Below are 17137 nucleotides of genomic sequence, written 5' to 3' on the forward strand. Positions count from 1 at the left end.
CCTATATCAATCGGATTTAGGATTACTTACTTTCTGACAGAGCCGCATTTATCACAGGAAGTGTCCACTTTGTAGATGGAGGCTATACTGCTCATTGAATAAATTAATAGGCGTAGCAAGTGCAAGTATTCGAGAAATAAGAGTTAGAGTAAATAGTTTCATGCATTTGGATGATGAATACTTTCATTAACTCATGTTGTTTAGCTTAACCGAACAGTATTGGCACTGGGGTTATAATGCCGATTATATGAAAGTTTGGAATTATTAATATAGATTTATAGAGTTTATTGGTTATTGATAGTTAATTGAAAGCGATCGCATTATTATTAATAATACTTTTAAGTTAAAGGCAATCGCTAGTTAGAATTGGTAAAATTTTATTTTTTCGTGTAGTTTTGATTAGTCTGAGATACAACGGAAAGCAGATATATTTAAAAGATCGATATGGACTATAAACCAAAATTAGATTTACCTCCAGAGTTGGAAAATTATCGTAGCGCAATTAATAGCATAGTCAAACCTTATATTAGAATTCTATTAACTGATAACAATAATCCTACCTGGTGGCAAAGTAAATTTGGTGGTTTTCCCTATATGCCTAAAAGCTTTGATTATCCAAAAGATGATAATGGAAAAGCTCTTTATCTACTAGCACAGATTAATTTTGAGGAAGTTCCCAAAATTGAGGAGTTACCAGACAAGGGAATACTACAATTTTATATAGCTCATGACGATATGTATGGTTATGATTTTAATAATAATAAGAAACAACATAGATTTAGAGTAATCTATTTTCATAATATAAATTTACAAGAACAATATTTAGTTACCGATTTTAGTTTTCTCGACAAGCCAAGCAAGTATTGTTTTCCTTTGAAAGGTTACAGTACTATTAAATTTCAATTTGACTATACTCCTATAAATCAAAATTATTACGATTTATTTAATATTTTTGCTTATGATGATACATCAGAAGAACTATACGACATATATGAGGAATATTTAAATGAAATAACTCTTGCTGGGCATAAATTATTAGGAAATCCAGATTTCACACAAAACGATCCGCGTTATTTTTGGAATATGGGAGAACAAGAACAATATATCTTATTACTTCAGATTGATAGTGATATAAATAATAATATTGAAATTATGTGGGGCGATTGTGGAATCGGTAATTTTTTTATTAAGAAATCAGATTTATCAAAATTAGATTTTTCCAATGTTTTATACCATTGGGACTGTGGTTAATTAAAAAATTTTAATTGCGATCGCCAATTAAAATCAAAAAAACAGTAATTAAACAGACAAATTATCTGTATTTATCTATGTACTTTTCTAATACATCAAATTAATAAAACAATTTTAAATATTTGCATCTATAAATTAAGGTAAAACTGCAAAATATTCCTCACCTCATTTAATTAATTTGGCTCTAACTCTCCCAAATGTTTAATTAATCTTTTTTTGTCAAAGGTACTTGGTTCGATAGCCACAATAGTACTATCGGAATTTAATCCGTTTGCTTGGCTTGCTATAACCCTGACAACAACAGGAGTTATTTTTTTTGCTTTGACAATAGTGGAAGATATAGGCAATAAAGTAACCTTAGACCTAACTTGATTAAAATCTGTAGGAGAAATAATTAAAGCTGGTCTAGTTTTAGTAATCTCCTTACCCACAGAAGGATCGAAACATACTAGCCAGATACTTCCGCATCGATAATCGCGCAATTTTGTTCCTCTTCACTCCAGCCAAGGTTTAATTCATCAACTGCTGCTGCTGCCTCCAACATTATTGCTCTTTTCTGCTTGGCAACTTCTTGCTTAAGTAAGTAACTAAAAAATGCACTTCGATTGCGCTTACTTAAATTGGAACTATTGGCAATCAAATCATCTAAATCTTTTAATTGCTCGTCATCTAGATAAATTGATATTTTAGCCATGACTTCTTACTGCCACTTACATATCTTCTGTATAGTAGCATAAATAGTAGGATAAGTTTTAAGTGGTTTTGAACTAAAATCACAATTAAAGAGCATTAAATATTAGAATATCCCTCTAAAGTTGGTGAATTAAATTGTTTTGTTAATATCTTTTAAATAAAGCGAAAAAAGCGATCGCATCATTAATAATACTCTTTTGAGATTACAGCGATCAAGTCCAATAAACTGAAAATATGAAACAAATAATTATAGAACCTTCGAGCAGAGCTAATTTAAACAATATTTCAAAACTGGAGGAAATTATTTATTTAGGTTGCTCGGCTAATCAGGAAATCCTTATTACTACAAGATCATATCTTTCTAATTCTCAAAAAAGTCCTGGTAGTGCTATCTCTGCTAAATCTAAAAATAAAAAGGAAAAATTATATAATCTTTATCTTGAAATAGATTACAATTTAGTCTTATTTAATACAATCAAAGAAAGATTCAATATTAGCTACTTTCAACTTTTAAACAATAACGAAATTCTTTTAACTTCCCCTCGAAGTTGGTATAAATCTTTTGGTAATTCTGAAAAAAATGGACGCATTTACTCAGATAGAGGTGAACATAAAAGAGAAATATTATTAGGGGATGGTATTGCAGATGTTCAAGTCAGTGAAAGTGGAATTATCTGGACGAGCTACTTTGATGAAGGTATTTTCGGTAATAGAGGCTGGAGCGATCCTATAGGCAAAAATGGGTTAGTAGCTTGGGATAGTTCGGGTAAAAAACTTTATGAGTTTTATCATAATGCAGAAATAGGTCAAATTTCCGACTGTTATGCTTTAAATGTAATTTCAGATCGGGAGGTATGGCTTTATTACTATACAGAGTTTCCTTTAGTAAAACTGAAAAACTATAAAATTGAAGATTATTGGTTTGTCCCGATTAAAGGTAGTTCTGCCTTTGCTATATACAGAAATTTCGCGCTTTTTAATGGTGGATATCGAGATTATGAAAATTTCTATTTAGTAAAACTTGAAAAAAATCATCAGGCAAAAATTATCTGTCAAATTAAGCTCATGAATATTTCAGAAATATTATACATATTTGCTAAAAGAGATACGTTGTACTTTTTATCAAATCGAGAAATTTTTCAATTGTCTGTTTTTGAAGCAATGACTAACTTAAACGGCTAGATTGATTTTATATATTACTAGAGATGGCATTATGATTAATACTGCTTTTTAGTTACACGCGATCTCTAGCAAACAAAAGTTGAGTTTATCCTCTTTGGACATCTCTTCTAATTTACTAATGAGTTCTAAAGCTTTGATATATTCTCTTTCTTCGATATATTTTCTTAAAGTAATTAGTTTTTCCATCGTTGAATTATTTTTTAATACTAGGCAATTATGACGAGATTCAATCAAACTAAAGATTATTTGAAATTTTTGATAAATAAATAATTGATAAAAGAATGTTGACTTCTAATACCTGAATTTATTTGGGTTAGAAATCTATTTATTATTCATTATTTCTCGTTCTTTGCCATGTTTGATAAATCATTACAGGAAGCCAAATAGGTGAAGTTAAGATTCCTAAAATGAAAGTAGGAACTGCCATTAGCAACCAAACGAGAATAAATATATAAGACTGAATTTTACCTTTGGTTGCATAGCCCATCATTCTTCCCATAAAATCAAATTTATCCCAGCTTGGAATCGATCCTACATTCTGTAACTTTGATTCCATTTTTTCTAAACTATAGTTAGATATTTGAGATACATGAGAAACATAAGAGTATAAAGAATCGTTTTCTTGTAATTCTAATTCTTTAGCTATTTTTATAGTCTGCTGTTGTGCTAAAAATCCTTCACGAACTTTACCATTGAAAGGATATACAAAGGCAAGCTCAATTAAAGTATATATTTGTTCTCTTTTATTATCTGTTTCTCGATAAATATCTAAAGCTTTTTCCAAATCAACTAAAGCTGCTTGATATTGGGTAAGCCCAGAATAAGCTTTTCCTCTTAAGAAAAAAACATACCCATCGCGAGCGCTATTTTCAATAATATAGTTCAAATTATTGATTGCTAATAAATATTCTTTTCTTTCTATTTGTTCTTTTGCCTCTTGAATTAAGCGATTAATGTCATCGTTTTGTTGAGTCACTATTTTTTATGCTGTTAAATAAATTATTTTCAATAACTCAATTATAAAAAAAGCAAGGCGAGACATTACCCCACCTTACTAATGACTAAAAACAAAAGACCAATAACAAACCTATACTCTTTCGTGGAAGGTGCGATTAATTACATCTAGCTGTTGTTCGCGGGTGAGTTTGATAAAGTTGACCGCATAACCCGATACCCTAATAGTTAGTTGAGGATAAAGTTCGGGATGATCCATCGCATCGATCAAGGTTTCGCGATCTAGTACGTTGATGTTGATATGATGTCCTGTATCGTGGAAGTAACCATCTAGAATTCCTGCGAGGTTATTGGTTTTGTTGTCTTCGGTTTTACCCAACGCTTCAGGAACAATTGAGAAAGTATAGGAAATACCGTCTTGGGCGTGTTCGTAAGGCAGTTTAGCAACGGATTCTAAAGCAGCAATCGCGCCTTTAGTGTCTCTGCCGTGCATTGGGTTTGCACCAGGGGCAAAGGGTTGTCCTGCTTTACGTCCATCGGGAGTATTACCTGTTTTCTTACCGTAAACTACGTTGGAAGTGATAGTAAGGATTGACTGGGTAGGTACTGCACCGCGATAGGTTTTGTTTTGGCGGACTTTGTTCATAAAGTCTTCGACAACTTTAGCGGTAATTTTATCAACGCGATCGTCGTTATTACCAAATTTGGGATAATCTCCTTCAATTTCGTAATCTACTGCCAAACCGTCTTCATTGCGAATTACTTTTACTTTGGCGTGTTTAATTGCCGATAAAGCATCTCCCACTACGGATAAACCAGCTACTCCACAAGCCATTGTCCGATAGACATCGCGATCGTGCAATGCCATTTCTAGACGTTCGTAGCAATATTTATCGTGCATATAGTGGATCACGTTAAGGGTATTGACGTAAAGTTTTGCCAACCAACCCATCATCAGATCGAATTTCGCGGTGACTTCTTCGTAATCTAAATATTCAGAAGTTATCGGTGCAAACATGGGGGCGATTTGTTCCCCTGCTTTTTCATCTTTACCGCCATTAATAGCGTAGAGTAAAGCTTTAGCTAAATTGACTCTCGCGCCAAAGAATTGCATCTGTTTGCCAATCCGCATTCCCGATACGCAGCAAGCAATCCCGTAGTCATCACCGTAGTAACCGCGCATCAAGTCGTCGTTTTCGTATTGAATCGAACTAGTATCAGCAGAAACTTTAGCGCAGAAGTGTTTGAAGCCTACGGGTAGTTTTTCTGACCAAAGTACGGTTAAATTGGGTTCGGGTGCAGCACCTAAGTTGTAGAGAGTATTTAAGAAGCGGAAGCTATTTTTAGTAACTAAAGTTCTGCCATCTTCTCCCATACCACCGATAGATTCTGTTACCCAAGTGGGATCGCCAGAAAATAGCTCGTTATATGCGGGATGACGTAAGAAACGCACCATCCGCAATTTCATCACGAAATGATCGATTATTTCTTGAATTTCCGCTTCAGTAACGTCGCCGTTATCTAAATCCCGTTGGCAATAAATATCGAGGAAAGTGGACACTCTGCCCAAAGACATGGCTGCGCCGTTTTGTTCTTTAACTGCGCCTAAATAGCCAAAATAAGTCCACTGGACAGCTTCGGCTGCACTGCTTGCAGGTTGAGATATATCGCAACCATAACTAGCAGCCATCTGAGTTAATTCTTTGAGGGCGCGGGTTTGTTCGGAAATTTCTTCCCGTAGACGAATTACCTCTTCATCAATGGTGTCTACTTCGAGAGATAATAATTGTTGCTGTTTATCTGCAATCAGGCGATCGCAACCATATAAAGCTACCCTGCGATAATCGCCGATAATTCTGCCTCTACCATAGGCATCGGGCAATCCTGTGATAATTCCCGAATGCCTTGCTAACTTCATTTCGCGAGTATAGGCATCGAAAACACCATCGTTATGAGTCTTACGGTATTTAGTGAAAATCTCTTTAGTTTGCTCGTCTAACTGATAACCATAAGCTTCCAGGGAACTTTTAACTACCCGAATACCACCCAAAGGCATAATTGCTCGTTTGAGAGGCTTATCGGTTTGCAAGCCGACAATTTTTTCTAAGTCTTTGTCAATATAACCTGGTGCATGGGCGGTAATGGAAGTAGGCACTTTAGTATCTGTATCTGAGATACCTTTTTCCCGTTCTACTGCCATCAAGTCTTTGACTTTTTCCCAAAGCTGATGGGTAACTTCTGTGGTGCTAGCTAGAAAAGAGCTATCTCCTTCATAAGGAACATAGTTTTGCTGAACAAAATCGCGGACGTTAATTTCTTCTGTCCATTTACCTGAAACGAAACCTTTCCATTGTTGCAACATATAGGGATACCTCACTATGTTTTTTCTTGTTTCTTTTGTCTGAAGTTAATGAATGGCGGATAATAATAGTTAACTAAGGCTAAAAGCTAATCTTCAATCGGAACGAAGCTAATTCAAATTATACCTGTTTTTAAGTTTTCTTTATCGATCTAGTACTTATCTAAATTGTACCTTATTTGTCTTCCAATATAACTAGATTTTTTTGAGTACATTTGAGTACATTATTGGAGTCAATTAATTAACACATGGGCAAGCTTTTTAAATTCTACATTGAGAGTAATTATAGTTTGCATAGATGTCACTTAATATTGCACCAACTCTTCACTATATATAGATTAGCAATTCAAAATGAAGTTTTAAATATTGGTTTACAAAAGGTAAAAATAGTTTATTGTTTCAAATAAGAAACTTAAGCTTGTTTGATTTTTAATCTGATAGTCGTGCCACGGAAAATCTTAAGGATTATTTTGTATCTTAAATCACCAATGTTTTGATACATATATAAATAAAAACTTAAAAGCAACATCCAAAACATTATTGAGAAAATTAATTGCTTATAATTGAGAAGCAAAATATCGAGCAACTCTTCATAAAACTCGGAAAGAATAAAACTCGGAAAAAAATTTTATGACTATCTCTATGAATTTAACTGTCGATCCTGCCCATGACATTGCCAACTATCGACGAAGACCTTTAGATTTTATTTTCGCCCCTAAAACCGTAGCTGTTATTGGTGCCACAGATCGCCCTGGTAGCGTGGGCAGAACTTTACTCTGGAATTTAATTAGTAATCCTTTTGGTGGCACAGTATTTCCCGTTAATCCTAAACGCGACAATGTTCTCGGTATTAAAGCATATACTGATATAACTGCTATTCCAAGCGAGATCGACTTAGCAATTATTGCCACTCCAGCCGTTACAGTTCCCAACGTAATTCGCCAGTGTGCTACCGCAGGAGTTAAAGGGATCATTATCCTTTCGGCAGGATTTAAAGAAATTGGCACAGTGGGCATTGAATTAGAACAGCAAATCTTAACGGTCGCCCGCCGTCACCAAATAAGGATTGTGGGGCCTAATTGCCTGGGGTTAATGAATCCCCATCAAGGTTTAAACGCGACTTTTGCCAGTGCTATGGCACGTCCTGGTAATGTCGGTTTTATCAGTCAAAGTGGAGCATTGTGTACTGCTATTTTAGATTGGAGCTTTCGGGAAAACGTTGGTTTCAGTGCTTTTGTCTCTATTGGTTCAATGCTTGATGTTAGTTGGGGGGATTTAATCTATTATCTCGGCGACGATCCCGCCACTAAAAGTATTGCTGTATATATGGAATCTATTGGGGATGCTCGTTCTTTTCTCTCAGCAGCGAGGGAAGTCGCTCTTTCTAAACCAATTATTGTAATTAAAGGTGGGCGTACAGGTGCAGCAGCTAAGGCAGCAGCTTCTCATACAGGTACGTTAGCAGGTAGCGATGAAGTTCTAGATGCAGCTTTTCGTCGTTCTGGGGTGCTACGGGTAGATACCATCGAAGATTTATTTAATATGACCGAGTTATTAGCCAAACAACCCCGTCCTAAAGGCAAAAGATTAACTATCTTGACCAATGCTGGAGGGCCAGGAGTCTTGGCAACTGATGCCTTAATCAAAAAACAAGGAACATTGGCACAATTGTCCCCCGAAACTATTGCTAAGTTGGATGAAGTCTTACCACCCCACTGGAGTCGCAATAACCCCATCGATATCTTAGGAGATGCCAACGCAAAACGCTATACTCAAGCTTTGAAAATAGCAGCAGCCGATGATAACAGTGACGGACTGTTGGTTATCCTCACCCCTCAAGCCATGACCGATGCCACGAAAATAGCATCTCAATTACAAGAAACCGTCAAGGAATTAAAGGGCAAACCCCTATTAGCTAGCTGGATGGGTGGAGAAAATGTCAGCGAAGGAGAGGCAATTCTCAACAGTGCGGGAATTTATACCATGCTATATCCCGATACGGCTGCTCATCTATTTAACTTGATGTGGAAATACAGCTACAATCTTAAAGGTTTATATGAGACTCCTATGCTAGCGGAACATGATGATTACAAAAGTAGTCGTAACACCGCAGCAACAATTTTAAATCAAGTCAGAAATACAGGGCGCACTCTGCTTACCGAATATGAATCGAAACAGTTACTCACTTCCTATGGCATTCCTACCGTCACTACTCATATTGCTATCAGTGAAGAACAAGCAGTAGAAAAAGCCGAAGAAATTGGTTATCCAGTCGTCCTGAAATTACACTCCAAAACTATTACTCACAAAACCGACGTAGGTGGAGTACATCTCAATCTAAATAATGCGGATGCTGTCAGAAATGCCTATAACTCCATTAATAACTCTGTAGGGACGTGTCATGATACGTCCCATTTTCTTGGTGTTACCGTACAACCAATGATCGAACTCGATGGCTACGAACTAATCATTGGCAGCAGTATCGACGAACAATTTGGCCCTGTTTTGTTATTTGGCACGGGAGGACAATTAGTAGAAGTATTTAAAGACAGAGCATTAGCGTTACCACCGCTAAATACTACCCTAGCTCAAAGAATGATCGAACAAACCCGCATCTATGAAGCCCTAAAAGGAGTTAGGGGTAGAAAAGCCGTAGATTTATTCGCCCTAACTAAATTAATGGTGCGTTTTAGTCAGCTAGTGGTCGAACAACCTTGGATTAAGGAAATTGATATCAATCCTCTAACGGTATCAGAAGATCGCTTATTAGCTCTGGATGCTCGCGTAGTTCTTCACGATCCAGACACAACTGAGGAAAACTTACCCCCTGTTGTCATCCGTCCCTATCCTACGCAATACATAAAACCCTGGACATTAAATGACGACAAACAGGTAACCATTCGTCCCATTCGCCCTGAAGATGAACCCCTAATAGTGAATTTTCACCAATATGTTTCGGAAGAAAGCATTTATTTTCGCTATTTTCACACGATCAAGTTACAAACTAGAGTCTCCCATGAAAGACTAGCACGTATTTGTTTTATCGATTACGATCGCGAAATGGCTTTAGTAGCAGATTATCTCGATCCCGATACAGGAGAACGGGAAATCCTGGGCGTAGGTCGCTTGAGCAAAATTCATGGTAGTAACGAAGCTGAATTTGGTATGCTAATCAGCGATCGCCATCAAGGGATTGGATTAGGAACAGAATTACTGTACTCTTTGATTGATATCGGTCGCCAAGAACAATTAAGTCGTATTACCGCCGAAATACTCCCTGAAAATATGACTATGCAGCATTTATGTACCAAACTGGGTTTTAAGCTTCAGAGAAGTATGGATCTGGTTAAAGCCTATTTCGATCTTGGGTAATTTGTGATTTGTTCTTGAGTCGTCATTAGTTGATATATATTTACAGCACTACCAGTTAATTTAGCACTCAATTGGGGAAATCTAAATTATCAGATAGCCCCAATATGCTCAATATCGATTTATGTGCCAAAATATCTTAAATCTAATATTATTAGCTGGTCTTTTAGGATGTTGCAAACCATTATCACCAGTGATGGCTCAAGTAATTCCCGATAATAGTCTGGGAAATGAAAACTCGATTATGACACCCAATGTTACTGTCAAAGAGGCTTTAGCTGATTTGATTGAAGGTGGAGCGATACGAGACAATAATTTATTTCATTCTTTCTCTGAATTTAATATTGATAATGGTAGTCGAGTTTATTTTGCCAGTCCTGATGGTATTGCGAACATTCTGACTCGCGTTACAGGTAATAATATTTCAGAAATTTTTGGCACTTTAGGAGTAGACGGAGCAGCTAATTTATTTTTACTCAATCCCAACGGGATCGTCTTTGGTGAAAACGCCTCTTTAGATGTCAATGGTTCGTTTTTAGCTACCACCGCAGAAAGTTATATTTTTAATAATGGTTTAGAATTTAGTGCTACTCAAGCAAACGCAGCACCATTACTGACGATTAACTTGACTCCAGGTCTGCAAATGGGTAGTAATTCTGGCAGTATCGTGGTGCAAAATCAAGGTCATAGGCTAACAGGAGGGTCTCTTTCTCCTTTAATGTTCAATGAAACCGCTACTGGTTTACAAGTACAAGAAGGACAAACTTTGGGCTTAGTTGGTGCGGAAATTAACTTAAACGGAGGAATTATTAGAGTCCCAGGTGGCAATATTCAACTACTCAGCATTGCAGAAGGAAGAGTGCAATATGATGATAGCGACCAAACTTGGCAACTGGATAGTTCTGAGGTGTCCAGATTTGCCGATATTGAATTATCCAACAAAGCTTTCTTGGATACCAGTGGTGCGATAACTGGTAATATTCAATTGCAAGGGAAGAATATCAGTTTAAAAGAGGCTTCGGCAATTTCAATCCAGAATTTAGGAGTGCAGCCTTCAGGAGAAATAACTCTTGATGCCACCGATACCATTGCACTTTCAGATTCAGTAAGAAATGCACCTGATACGACGACATCATCAGGAACGATTACAGGAGTGATGGTTTCTCGGTTAATTACAGACACACTAGGTATGGAGCAAGGTGGCAATATTATTGTCTCTGGTGATAATTTATTGATTTCTGATGGCGGTTCTATCTCTGCTCTTAGCTTTAGTAATGCAGATACAGGAAAGATTGATGTAAATATTAATCATTCAATTAAAATCCAAAAATTTTCTCTCTTAAATCCGGTTCTTGCCAGTAATATTAGTACTGCTGTTTTAGGCGATGGCAATGCTCAAGAACTTAATGTTTTAGCGAGAAACATCAATCTCTTAGAAGGAGGAGCAATTTTTTCTACCAGTTTGGGTAGTGGTAATGGGGGAGAAGTCAATGTTAATGTCAATGATAGCTTGGTACTAAACGGTTTGAGTCCACTAGCTAGTGTTGGTTCTTTTATAGGTCATGCAGCTTTTAGCACGGGAAATAGTGGAAACTTAAATTTAAATGTAGCTCGATTATCTTTATCTAATGGGGGAGCAATTTCTTCTTCAACTTTTGCTGAAGGTAATGCAGGTCAAATGACAATTAATGCTTCGGAATATATCGAGATCAATAATATCATTTCAAACCCAGAAATATTCACAGGAATTGCTTCTCGTTCTACAGTTTTAGATTCGCCCATTACTTCAATTTTCGACTTGCCCAATCAGAGTAATGGAAATTCAGGTAGTATTACGATAAATACGCCTAAACTAACCATTAAAAACAATGGAATCATCTCTCTCAATAATCGAGGTATCGGAAATAGTGGTAATTTGACAATCAATACCGAGCAATTGGTTTTAGACAATCAAAGTAGTCTCGCTGCTTTTAGTACTTCTGGACAAGGTGGTAACATCAATCTCAATATTGAAGATTCATTACTCTTACGCCAGGCTAGTGTAATTACCGCAGAAACTACAGGCACTTTTGCTAACAGCCAATCTAGTATTAATGGAGGCAATATTAGCATTAATGCCGATTTAGTTACTTTGCTGGAAAACAGTCAAATTAATGCCGATGCCTTAGAAGGTAATGGGGGAAATATTAGCATTGTGACTCAAGGCTTCTTGGCTTCTCCTGATAGTGAAGTTAGTGCTAGCTCTCGGTTTGGTTTGGATGGTAATGTAGATATTGAAACTCTAACAAGCGATCGCTTAATAGAGCTAGAAAAACTACCTATAAAACCCATTGATGCCACCCAACAAATGACTACGGGCTGTAGTGTTAGTAATGATTTTGCTCTCATCGGAAAAGGCGGATTAACCGAAAATCCAACTCAAGATATCAGAGGTCAAGCTTTGTGGCAAGATTTAAGAAGATTGGAGTTCCATTCAAAATCTCAAATTAATTGGCAACCATCGTTTATTCCTCAGCAACAGAAATCTTTCAGAGAAGCCAATGCTTGGGAAGTTAATCAGCAGGGTAATCTTGAATTAATTATTGACGAACAAGCTGTGGTAGTAACTAATGCTTTAGCTAAATTACAAAACTGTTTCATGACAAATTACCCTTGATTTTTGGTATTGCTAAAATAGTGAAAGGAAAAACTGGAAAAACAATTTAACTAGCTAACAGCTTTAAGCTTCAAGCTCGCTTGCCAGGTTTAACTTCTCCACTTCTGGCATAGTGGAATAGGGCGTGTGTGGAGGTCAATTTCTCCGTCTCAAGCGATTTAAGCTTATAGCTTATAGCTAATGGCTTAAAGCTAATTTTAAGCGAGTCTTTCAATTAACCTATCTCCAACCCTTAAAGCATTAGCAATCACAGTTAAAGCAGGACTTACCGCAGCACTGGAAGGAAAGAAACTACTATCCACAACATAAAGATTATCTAGATCGTGGGTGCGACAGTCGAGATCGAGTACAGAAGATTGGGAGTCTTCGCCGAAACGACAAGTACCACATTGATGCGCCACTACCTGAGTTGGGGTGCTACCGTGAGGATGAATACCGCGAGATTTTTTATCAGTAGCTTTAAGGACTTCTTGCCAACGATATAACAAGCGATCGTGTGCTTCTAGGTTATTGGGAGTATAGTCTAGATGCAGTTTCTCCCCTTTAAAGTAAACTCGGTTATGAGGCTCTGGTAAATCTTCCGTTTGCAACCACCAGCCGATAGAACGCTTTGCCAGTTGTTTTAAACCAAATCCTGGCATAAGTTTCGCAGCGACGGATAATAATGGTGGTGATTCAGAGAAAATAACGTCTTGTAAAATGCCTCCTGAATCTTGGATATGTCCCATTGGATAGGGAAAATCTTTGTCACCCCAATAGAAATCGTTGACGTAAAGAGTACGTTGAAACAAGCCCGAATTAGGTTGAGGAGATTGCTGTAAAATTACCGTCATTAGGTGTTTCATCAGGTTACGCCCTACCAGATCGGAACTATTAGCCAATCCTTGAGGATGTTTTTCATTAGCCGATCGCAATAATAACGCAGCAGAATTAATTGCACCACAGGAAAGTACCACAATATGACCCATAAATAGGTAAGATTGTCCTTTTACTTCTGCTTCTACTCCTTTTACTTCCGTTCCCGCAGGATTAGTATGTAAAGAGACTACTTTTGCTGATGTCTTTAAAGTTACGTCTTTCCCAGCTTTAATTGCAGGGCTTACTCCCGTGTCCTCTGAATCTGTACGCCCTTCATCACCAATGCCAATGGGAAGATAAGCGGGATGTAGTCCGTATTGGGCAAAGCGATCGCGGATTGTTTGGATTTGGGGAGCGCGTTCTACTGGTGCTAAGGGATAATCTTTGCTTCTAGAGGGTTCAGTGGGATCGTCTCCTGCTTTACCATGAGCGCGATAAAGTTGTTCTGCTTCGGTGTAATAGGGTTCAAAATCTTGATACTTTAAACCCCACTCAGGGGAAATGCCGTCTTGATGCTGTACTTGCTCAAAATCCCGTTCTCTAAGGCGCAATAATGCCCCACTATAGATTTTGGTATTACCACCTACACAATAACTGGTTTGAGGTTGAAACGGTTCGTCATCGAGATCGTACCATTGTTCTTCCGCGTGATAATCTTCTTTTTTGAATACTTCTACTTCAACTAATTCCGAACTTTCTTTTTCGGTAAATTCTCCCTGTTCTAGCACCAGGATTTTTTTGCCAGCTTCCGCTAGTTTGCGAGTTAGTGTACCACCACCCGCACCAGTGCCAACAATAATTACATCGTAAAATTGGTCGTCGATAATCATAATTTGTTAATTGTTAATTATTACTTGAAGAATTGGGGAAAAATAGAAAAGCGATCTGATTTTTGATATTTAGTTTATTTTCATTTCCATTAGTAAGTCTCCATCATCGAGACTACCAATATAGGAAAATACAATTTTTTGATAAAGTTTTCCTGCTATTTTGTTTTTTGGTTTATGCATAGTGTGAATACGCTTGGCACCTAATTTTTTTATTTCATCAATAACAAGATTTAACGCTTTTGTCCCATAACCTTGACCTTGGAAATCTTTATCAATCATAAATCTAAATATCCAATATAATTTTGGATCGGGAGGATCGTCTTCTACACAAAAAGCTAAAAACCCAATTACTTTTCGATCTTTATAAATTGCTCTTAATTGATTATTTGGTTCAAACTTTGATTCGGCTATTGAGTCTACATTTGAAGCTAAGTTTCCCTCTTGTTCGGGATATAAAGAAAGAGAAATACAATCTATCCAATTATCCTTAGTGACTTCTTTGAGTTCAATACACATAAATCGCGATCGCAAGTAACTGTAATTGGTTATTTATCAATTATCTTGTAATAACATCGTAAATAATAAGAAAAGTTTTGTAGCGTTCGATAAATGTTCTTGCTGATTCAAAGCGCGATCGTTTTTTAGAGGGAAGGAATTAAAATCGGTATCCCAATAAATCCATTAATTCCTCTTGATTCCAGGTTTTTACACCTATTTGCTTAATCATAAAATCATTTTCTATTTTTTCTAATGCCACTCCGTAGTTTTTATGTTCGTGAATTCTGAGAAAGGAACAATAATTAGAAACGTATACAAAACCATTTTTTGTATAGAGTCTGTCATAATTAGCAACTAACAACAAAAAGTCAATTGATCTTTTTTCTGCCAGTTTTGTCAGTAACTTTAATAGCTGTGTAGCAATACCCTGTCTTCGATATTTAGGCATTACGCACAAATCAATTACACCAAAAATTTTGAAGATGGAATTGCCTACGGATATTACTCGATGATCTACTCCCATTTGACCTATTAATTGGTCATCATCGTAAACCAAATATCTAAAATGTGGTAGTTGTTTATAATAAGAGCGATCTTTTTTATTTTGGGGAAAACAGAGATTTTTTAGCTTAGTAATTTGATTATGGGTATCTAACTCAATATCAAATTCAACTGTTTTAATAATTCTCATTTGTTTTCTAGCCAGTCTTAAGATCGCTTAGGTGGGCGGAAATTTAATTAATCAGTTGTAAGATTAAAATCCGCCGTAACTTATCAATTTAAACTCAATACACTTAATTTGCGATCGCAAATAATTATCATTAATTACCTGATTTGAAAATTAAATTTAGCTCTTCATGATAACAATATTGTTTCTAATTTTCTTCAAGCCAAGGATAAAAGGGAGTATCAGTCATGGGAATAAATCCTCCTGAAATTCTGGCAATTTCTTCTAGTTCACCTGTTTGATTTTTTCTAAACGAAGCAATATAAGAATTGTCTTTCTCCCGAAGTGGGCATACTACAATTCCGTCGCTGACTAGTTGATTTGCTATTGGAAGAAGGATTTCTCCCTCGGCTGAAGCCCAAGCGATGATTTTGTCATAAGGAGCTTTTTCTCTAAGACCAATTTTGCCATTACCAAGAAAAACACTAACATTATTGCAACCATCTCGGCTCAGAATTTGGCTGGCTCTTTCGACCATATTGGGGTCGATATCAACTGAAATAACTGTTCCGTTTTTACCCACTATATGAGAGAGAATAGCCGTGCTGTAACCAGATCCAGTACCAATTTCCAGGATACGATCTCCTGAGTTGGGGTTGAGCATTTGTATCATCTGCTCAATAAGCCTCTCCGCAGATATTTGATGAACTTGAGAGCCATTTTCATAATGTGTATAAAAAAACCTATCTACTTTACTAATGCTGTTAGTAATTAGATCGCTCTTCAAGAAATTATTGCCAGACATAGATCAGAATAAACAGAATAATCCAAATAACATCTACAAAGTGCCAAAATAGAGAAGTTGCTTCTACTCCAAATTCTCCTCCTTCATAGTTATTAGGAAGAAAAGAACGAATTAGCATAATTCCCTGAAGCAGAACACCAGTAAAGACGTGCAAGCCGTGAAAGCCAGTTAGCAGATAAAAAGTACCGCCAAATACGCCCGAAGAAAAACCAAATTGTAAGCTTTGCCACTCTACTGCTTGTCCGTAAAGGAAATAGCTACCCATTGCCATAGTTAGCAGCCAAAAGAAGCGAAAACCCCAGAGATTTTTATCGTGAAGATAACGCTCGGAAATATAGATGACAAAACTGCTGGAAACTAAAACAATAGTATTAATAGCAGGATCTCTGACTTCTAGCCCTTCTACACCAGAAGGAAGCCAGTTAGAAGCTGTGGTTTTATAAACTATGTAACCTGCAAAAAAACTGAGGAAAATAACGCTTTCAGATAGCAAAAAGACGATAAAGCCGAACATACTATTGCCAGCTTCATCATGTTCGTGTTCGTGTGCTGCATGGCTAGATTGCTCTAATGTTTCTTGATTTAAAGTAGGTTCTAAGCTGGTCATAATTATTGATTGTTAATTGTTAATTGTTAGTAGGGTAGGGTGGGCAATGCCCACCCTACAATTTTTAATTGGTAAAAGTTACCCATTCACTTGGGTTACCTGCTATACCAGTAGATTCTAATGCTCGACAAAGAAGCGTACTGCCAGTTCGTTGACTAAACCAGATTGTGTAAGATAGTTTTGGTGTAATTGGATAATTCAAACTCAATCTCCCACATTAAGAATAAATCTAATTAATTAGAACTTACGCATTGACAAAAAATCACTGTCATGGATGCTAAACGGCAAAAGTATCTGTAAGATTACTTAAAATGTATTCGCGAATTACTAAAGTGAATAGATTCCTTTGCAATTGATACCAATTAGAAATTGAGCTATTTGAACGCATTTTTTCCAAACGAATAAATG

At 36.6% G+C, this 17137-nt stretch carries 15 protein-coding genes and 1 pseudogene; 4 read left to right on the forward strand and 12 right to left on the reverse strand.

The genetic code is table 11. From position 1 onward, the window contains the following. Positions 1-444 precede the first annotated feature (444 nt). The gene (locus H1P_RS20930) at positions 445-1251 is read left to right on the forward strand and encodes a YwqG family protein (protein WP_144870988.1); all 807 of its coding nucleotides are present in this window, start codon (positions 445-447) and stop codon (positions 1249-1251) included. Positions 1252-1424: 173 nt separating this feature from the next. On the opposite strand, the gene H1P_RS20935 is transcribed toward H1P_RS20930, so the two are convergent. Together H1P_RS20935 and H1P_RS20940 are read right to left on the reverse strand one after the other, a co-directional pair. Continuing rightward, on the reverse strand, positions 1425-1733 hold the full coding sequence (locus tag H1P_RS20935) for a type II toxin-antitoxin system PemK/MazF family toxin (RefSeq protein ID WP_144870990.1): 309 nt from the start codon (positions 1731-1733) through the stop codon (positions 1425-1427). Then, positions 1700-1945 carry a ribbon-helix-helix domain-containing protein gene (locus H1P_RS20940; protein ID WP_144870992.1) on the reverse strand — a complete coding sequence of 82 codons (246 nt, stop codon included), beginning with the start codon at positions 1943-1945 and terminating at the stop codon, positions 1700-1702. Before H1P_RS20940 ends, H1P_RS20935 begins: the two co-directional genes overlap by 34 nt. A 233-nt stretch (positions 1946-2178) precedes the next feature. Between H1P_RS20940 and H1P_RS20945 the strand changes: the two genes are divergently transcribed. Next, on the forward strand, positions 2179-3126 hold the full coding sequence (locus H1P_RS20945; protein ID WP_144870994.1) for a hypothetical protein: 948 nt from the start codon (positions 2179-2181) through the stop codon (positions 3124-3126). Positions 3127-3174: 48 nt separating this feature from the next. Here the strand turns inward: H1P_RS20945 and H1P_RS36340 are convergent, their stop codons facing one another. The 3 genes from H1P_RS36340 to pflB all read right to left on the reverse strand — a co-directional run bounded on the left by H1P_RS36340 (position 3175) and on the right by pflB (position 6442). Further along, entirely contained in the window at positions 3175-3312 is a 138-nt protein-coding gene (locus tag H1P_RS36340) for a hypothetical protein (protein WP_186376067.1), read from the reverse strand. 142 nt (positions 3313-3454) lie between these two features. After that, the gene (locus H1P_RS20950) at positions 3455-4102 is read right to left on the reverse strand and encodes a tetratricopeptide repeat protein (protein ID WP_144870996.1); all 648 of its coding nucleotides are present in this window, start codon (positions 4100-4102) and stop codon (positions 3455-3457) included. A gap of 111 nt (positions 4103-4213) precedes the next feature. Further along, on the reverse strand, positions 4214-6442 hold the full coding sequence (gene pflB, locus H1P_RS20955; RefSeq protein ID WP_144870998.1) for a formate C-acetyltransferase: 2229 nt from the start codon (positions 6440-6442) through the stop codon (positions 4214-4216). Between the two features lie 627 nt (positions 6443-7069). On the opposite strand from pflB, the gene H1P_RS20960 reads away from it, so the two are divergent. Next, complete coding sequence (locus H1P_RS20960) at positions 7070-9811, forward strand: bifunctional acetate--CoA ligase family protein/GNAT family N-acetyltransferase (protein WP_144871000.1); 2742 nt, start codon at positions 7070-7072, stop codon at positions 9809-9811. Positions 9812-10004: 193 nt separating this feature from the next. After that, positions 10005-12464, forward strand: a complete 2460-nt coding sequence (locus H1P_RS20965; protein WP_186376066.1) for a two-partner secretion domain-containing protein — start codon at positions 10005-10007, stop codon at positions 12462-12464. A 197-nt stretch (positions 12465-12661) separates the two neighbouring features. On the opposite strand, the gene H1P_RS20970 is transcribed toward H1P_RS20965, so the two are convergent. The 7 genes and pseudogenes from H1P_RS20970 to H1P_RS39440 all read right to left on the reverse strand — a co-directional run. Then, on the reverse strand, positions 12662-14152 hold the full coding sequence (locus tag H1P_RS20970) for a GMC oxidoreductase (RefSeq protein ID WP_144871004.1): 1491 nt from the start codon (positions 14150-14152) through the stop codon (positions 12662-12664). A 69-nt stretch (positions 14153-14221) separates the two neighbouring features. Beyond that, positions 14222-14668 (reverse strand): GNAT family N-acetyltransferase, encoded by a 447-nt coding sequence (locus tag H1P_RS20975; protein ID WP_144871006.1) that lies wholly within the window; start codon positions 14666-14668, stop codon positions 14222-14224. A gap of 139 nt (positions 14669-14807) precedes the next feature. Next, entirely contained in the window at positions 14808-15341 is a 534-nt protein-coding gene (locus H1P_RS20980; protein WP_144871008.1) for a GNAT family N-acetyltransferase, read from the reverse strand. A 184-nt stretch (positions 15342-15525) separates the two neighbouring features. After that, positions 15526-16122: a protein-L-isoaspartate O-methyltransferase family protein gene (locus tag H1P_RS20985; RefSeq protein WP_144871010.1), complete on the reverse strand. Its 597-nt coding sequence runs from the start codon at positions 16120-16122 to the stop codon at positions 15526-15528. Next, the gene (locus H1P_RS20990; RefSeq protein ID WP_144871012.1) at positions 16109-16729 is read right to left on the reverse strand and encodes a cytochrome c oxidase subunit 3; all 621 of its coding nucleotides are present in this window, start codon (positions 16727-16729) and stop codon (positions 16109-16111) included. Before H1P_RS20990 ends, H1P_RS20985 begins: the two co-directional genes overlap by 14 nt. Before the next feature lie 64 nt (positions 16730-16793). Next, positions 16794-16937, reverse strand: a complete 144-nt coding sequence (locus H1P_RS39435; protein WP_342799609.1) for a Stf0 family sulfotransferase — start codon at positions 16935-16937, stop codon at positions 16794-16796. A gap of 69 nt (positions 16938-17006) precedes the next feature. Then, positions 17007-17137, reverse strand: a pseudogene (locus tag H1P_RS39440) (IS701 family transposase); the annotation flags it as partial.

Origin of the sequence: Hyella patelloides LEGE 07179 (assembly GCF_900659865.1) — a bacterium.
GTDB lineage: Bacteria > Cyanobacteriota > Cyanobacteriia > Cyanobacteriales > Xenococcaceae > Hyella > Hyella patelloides.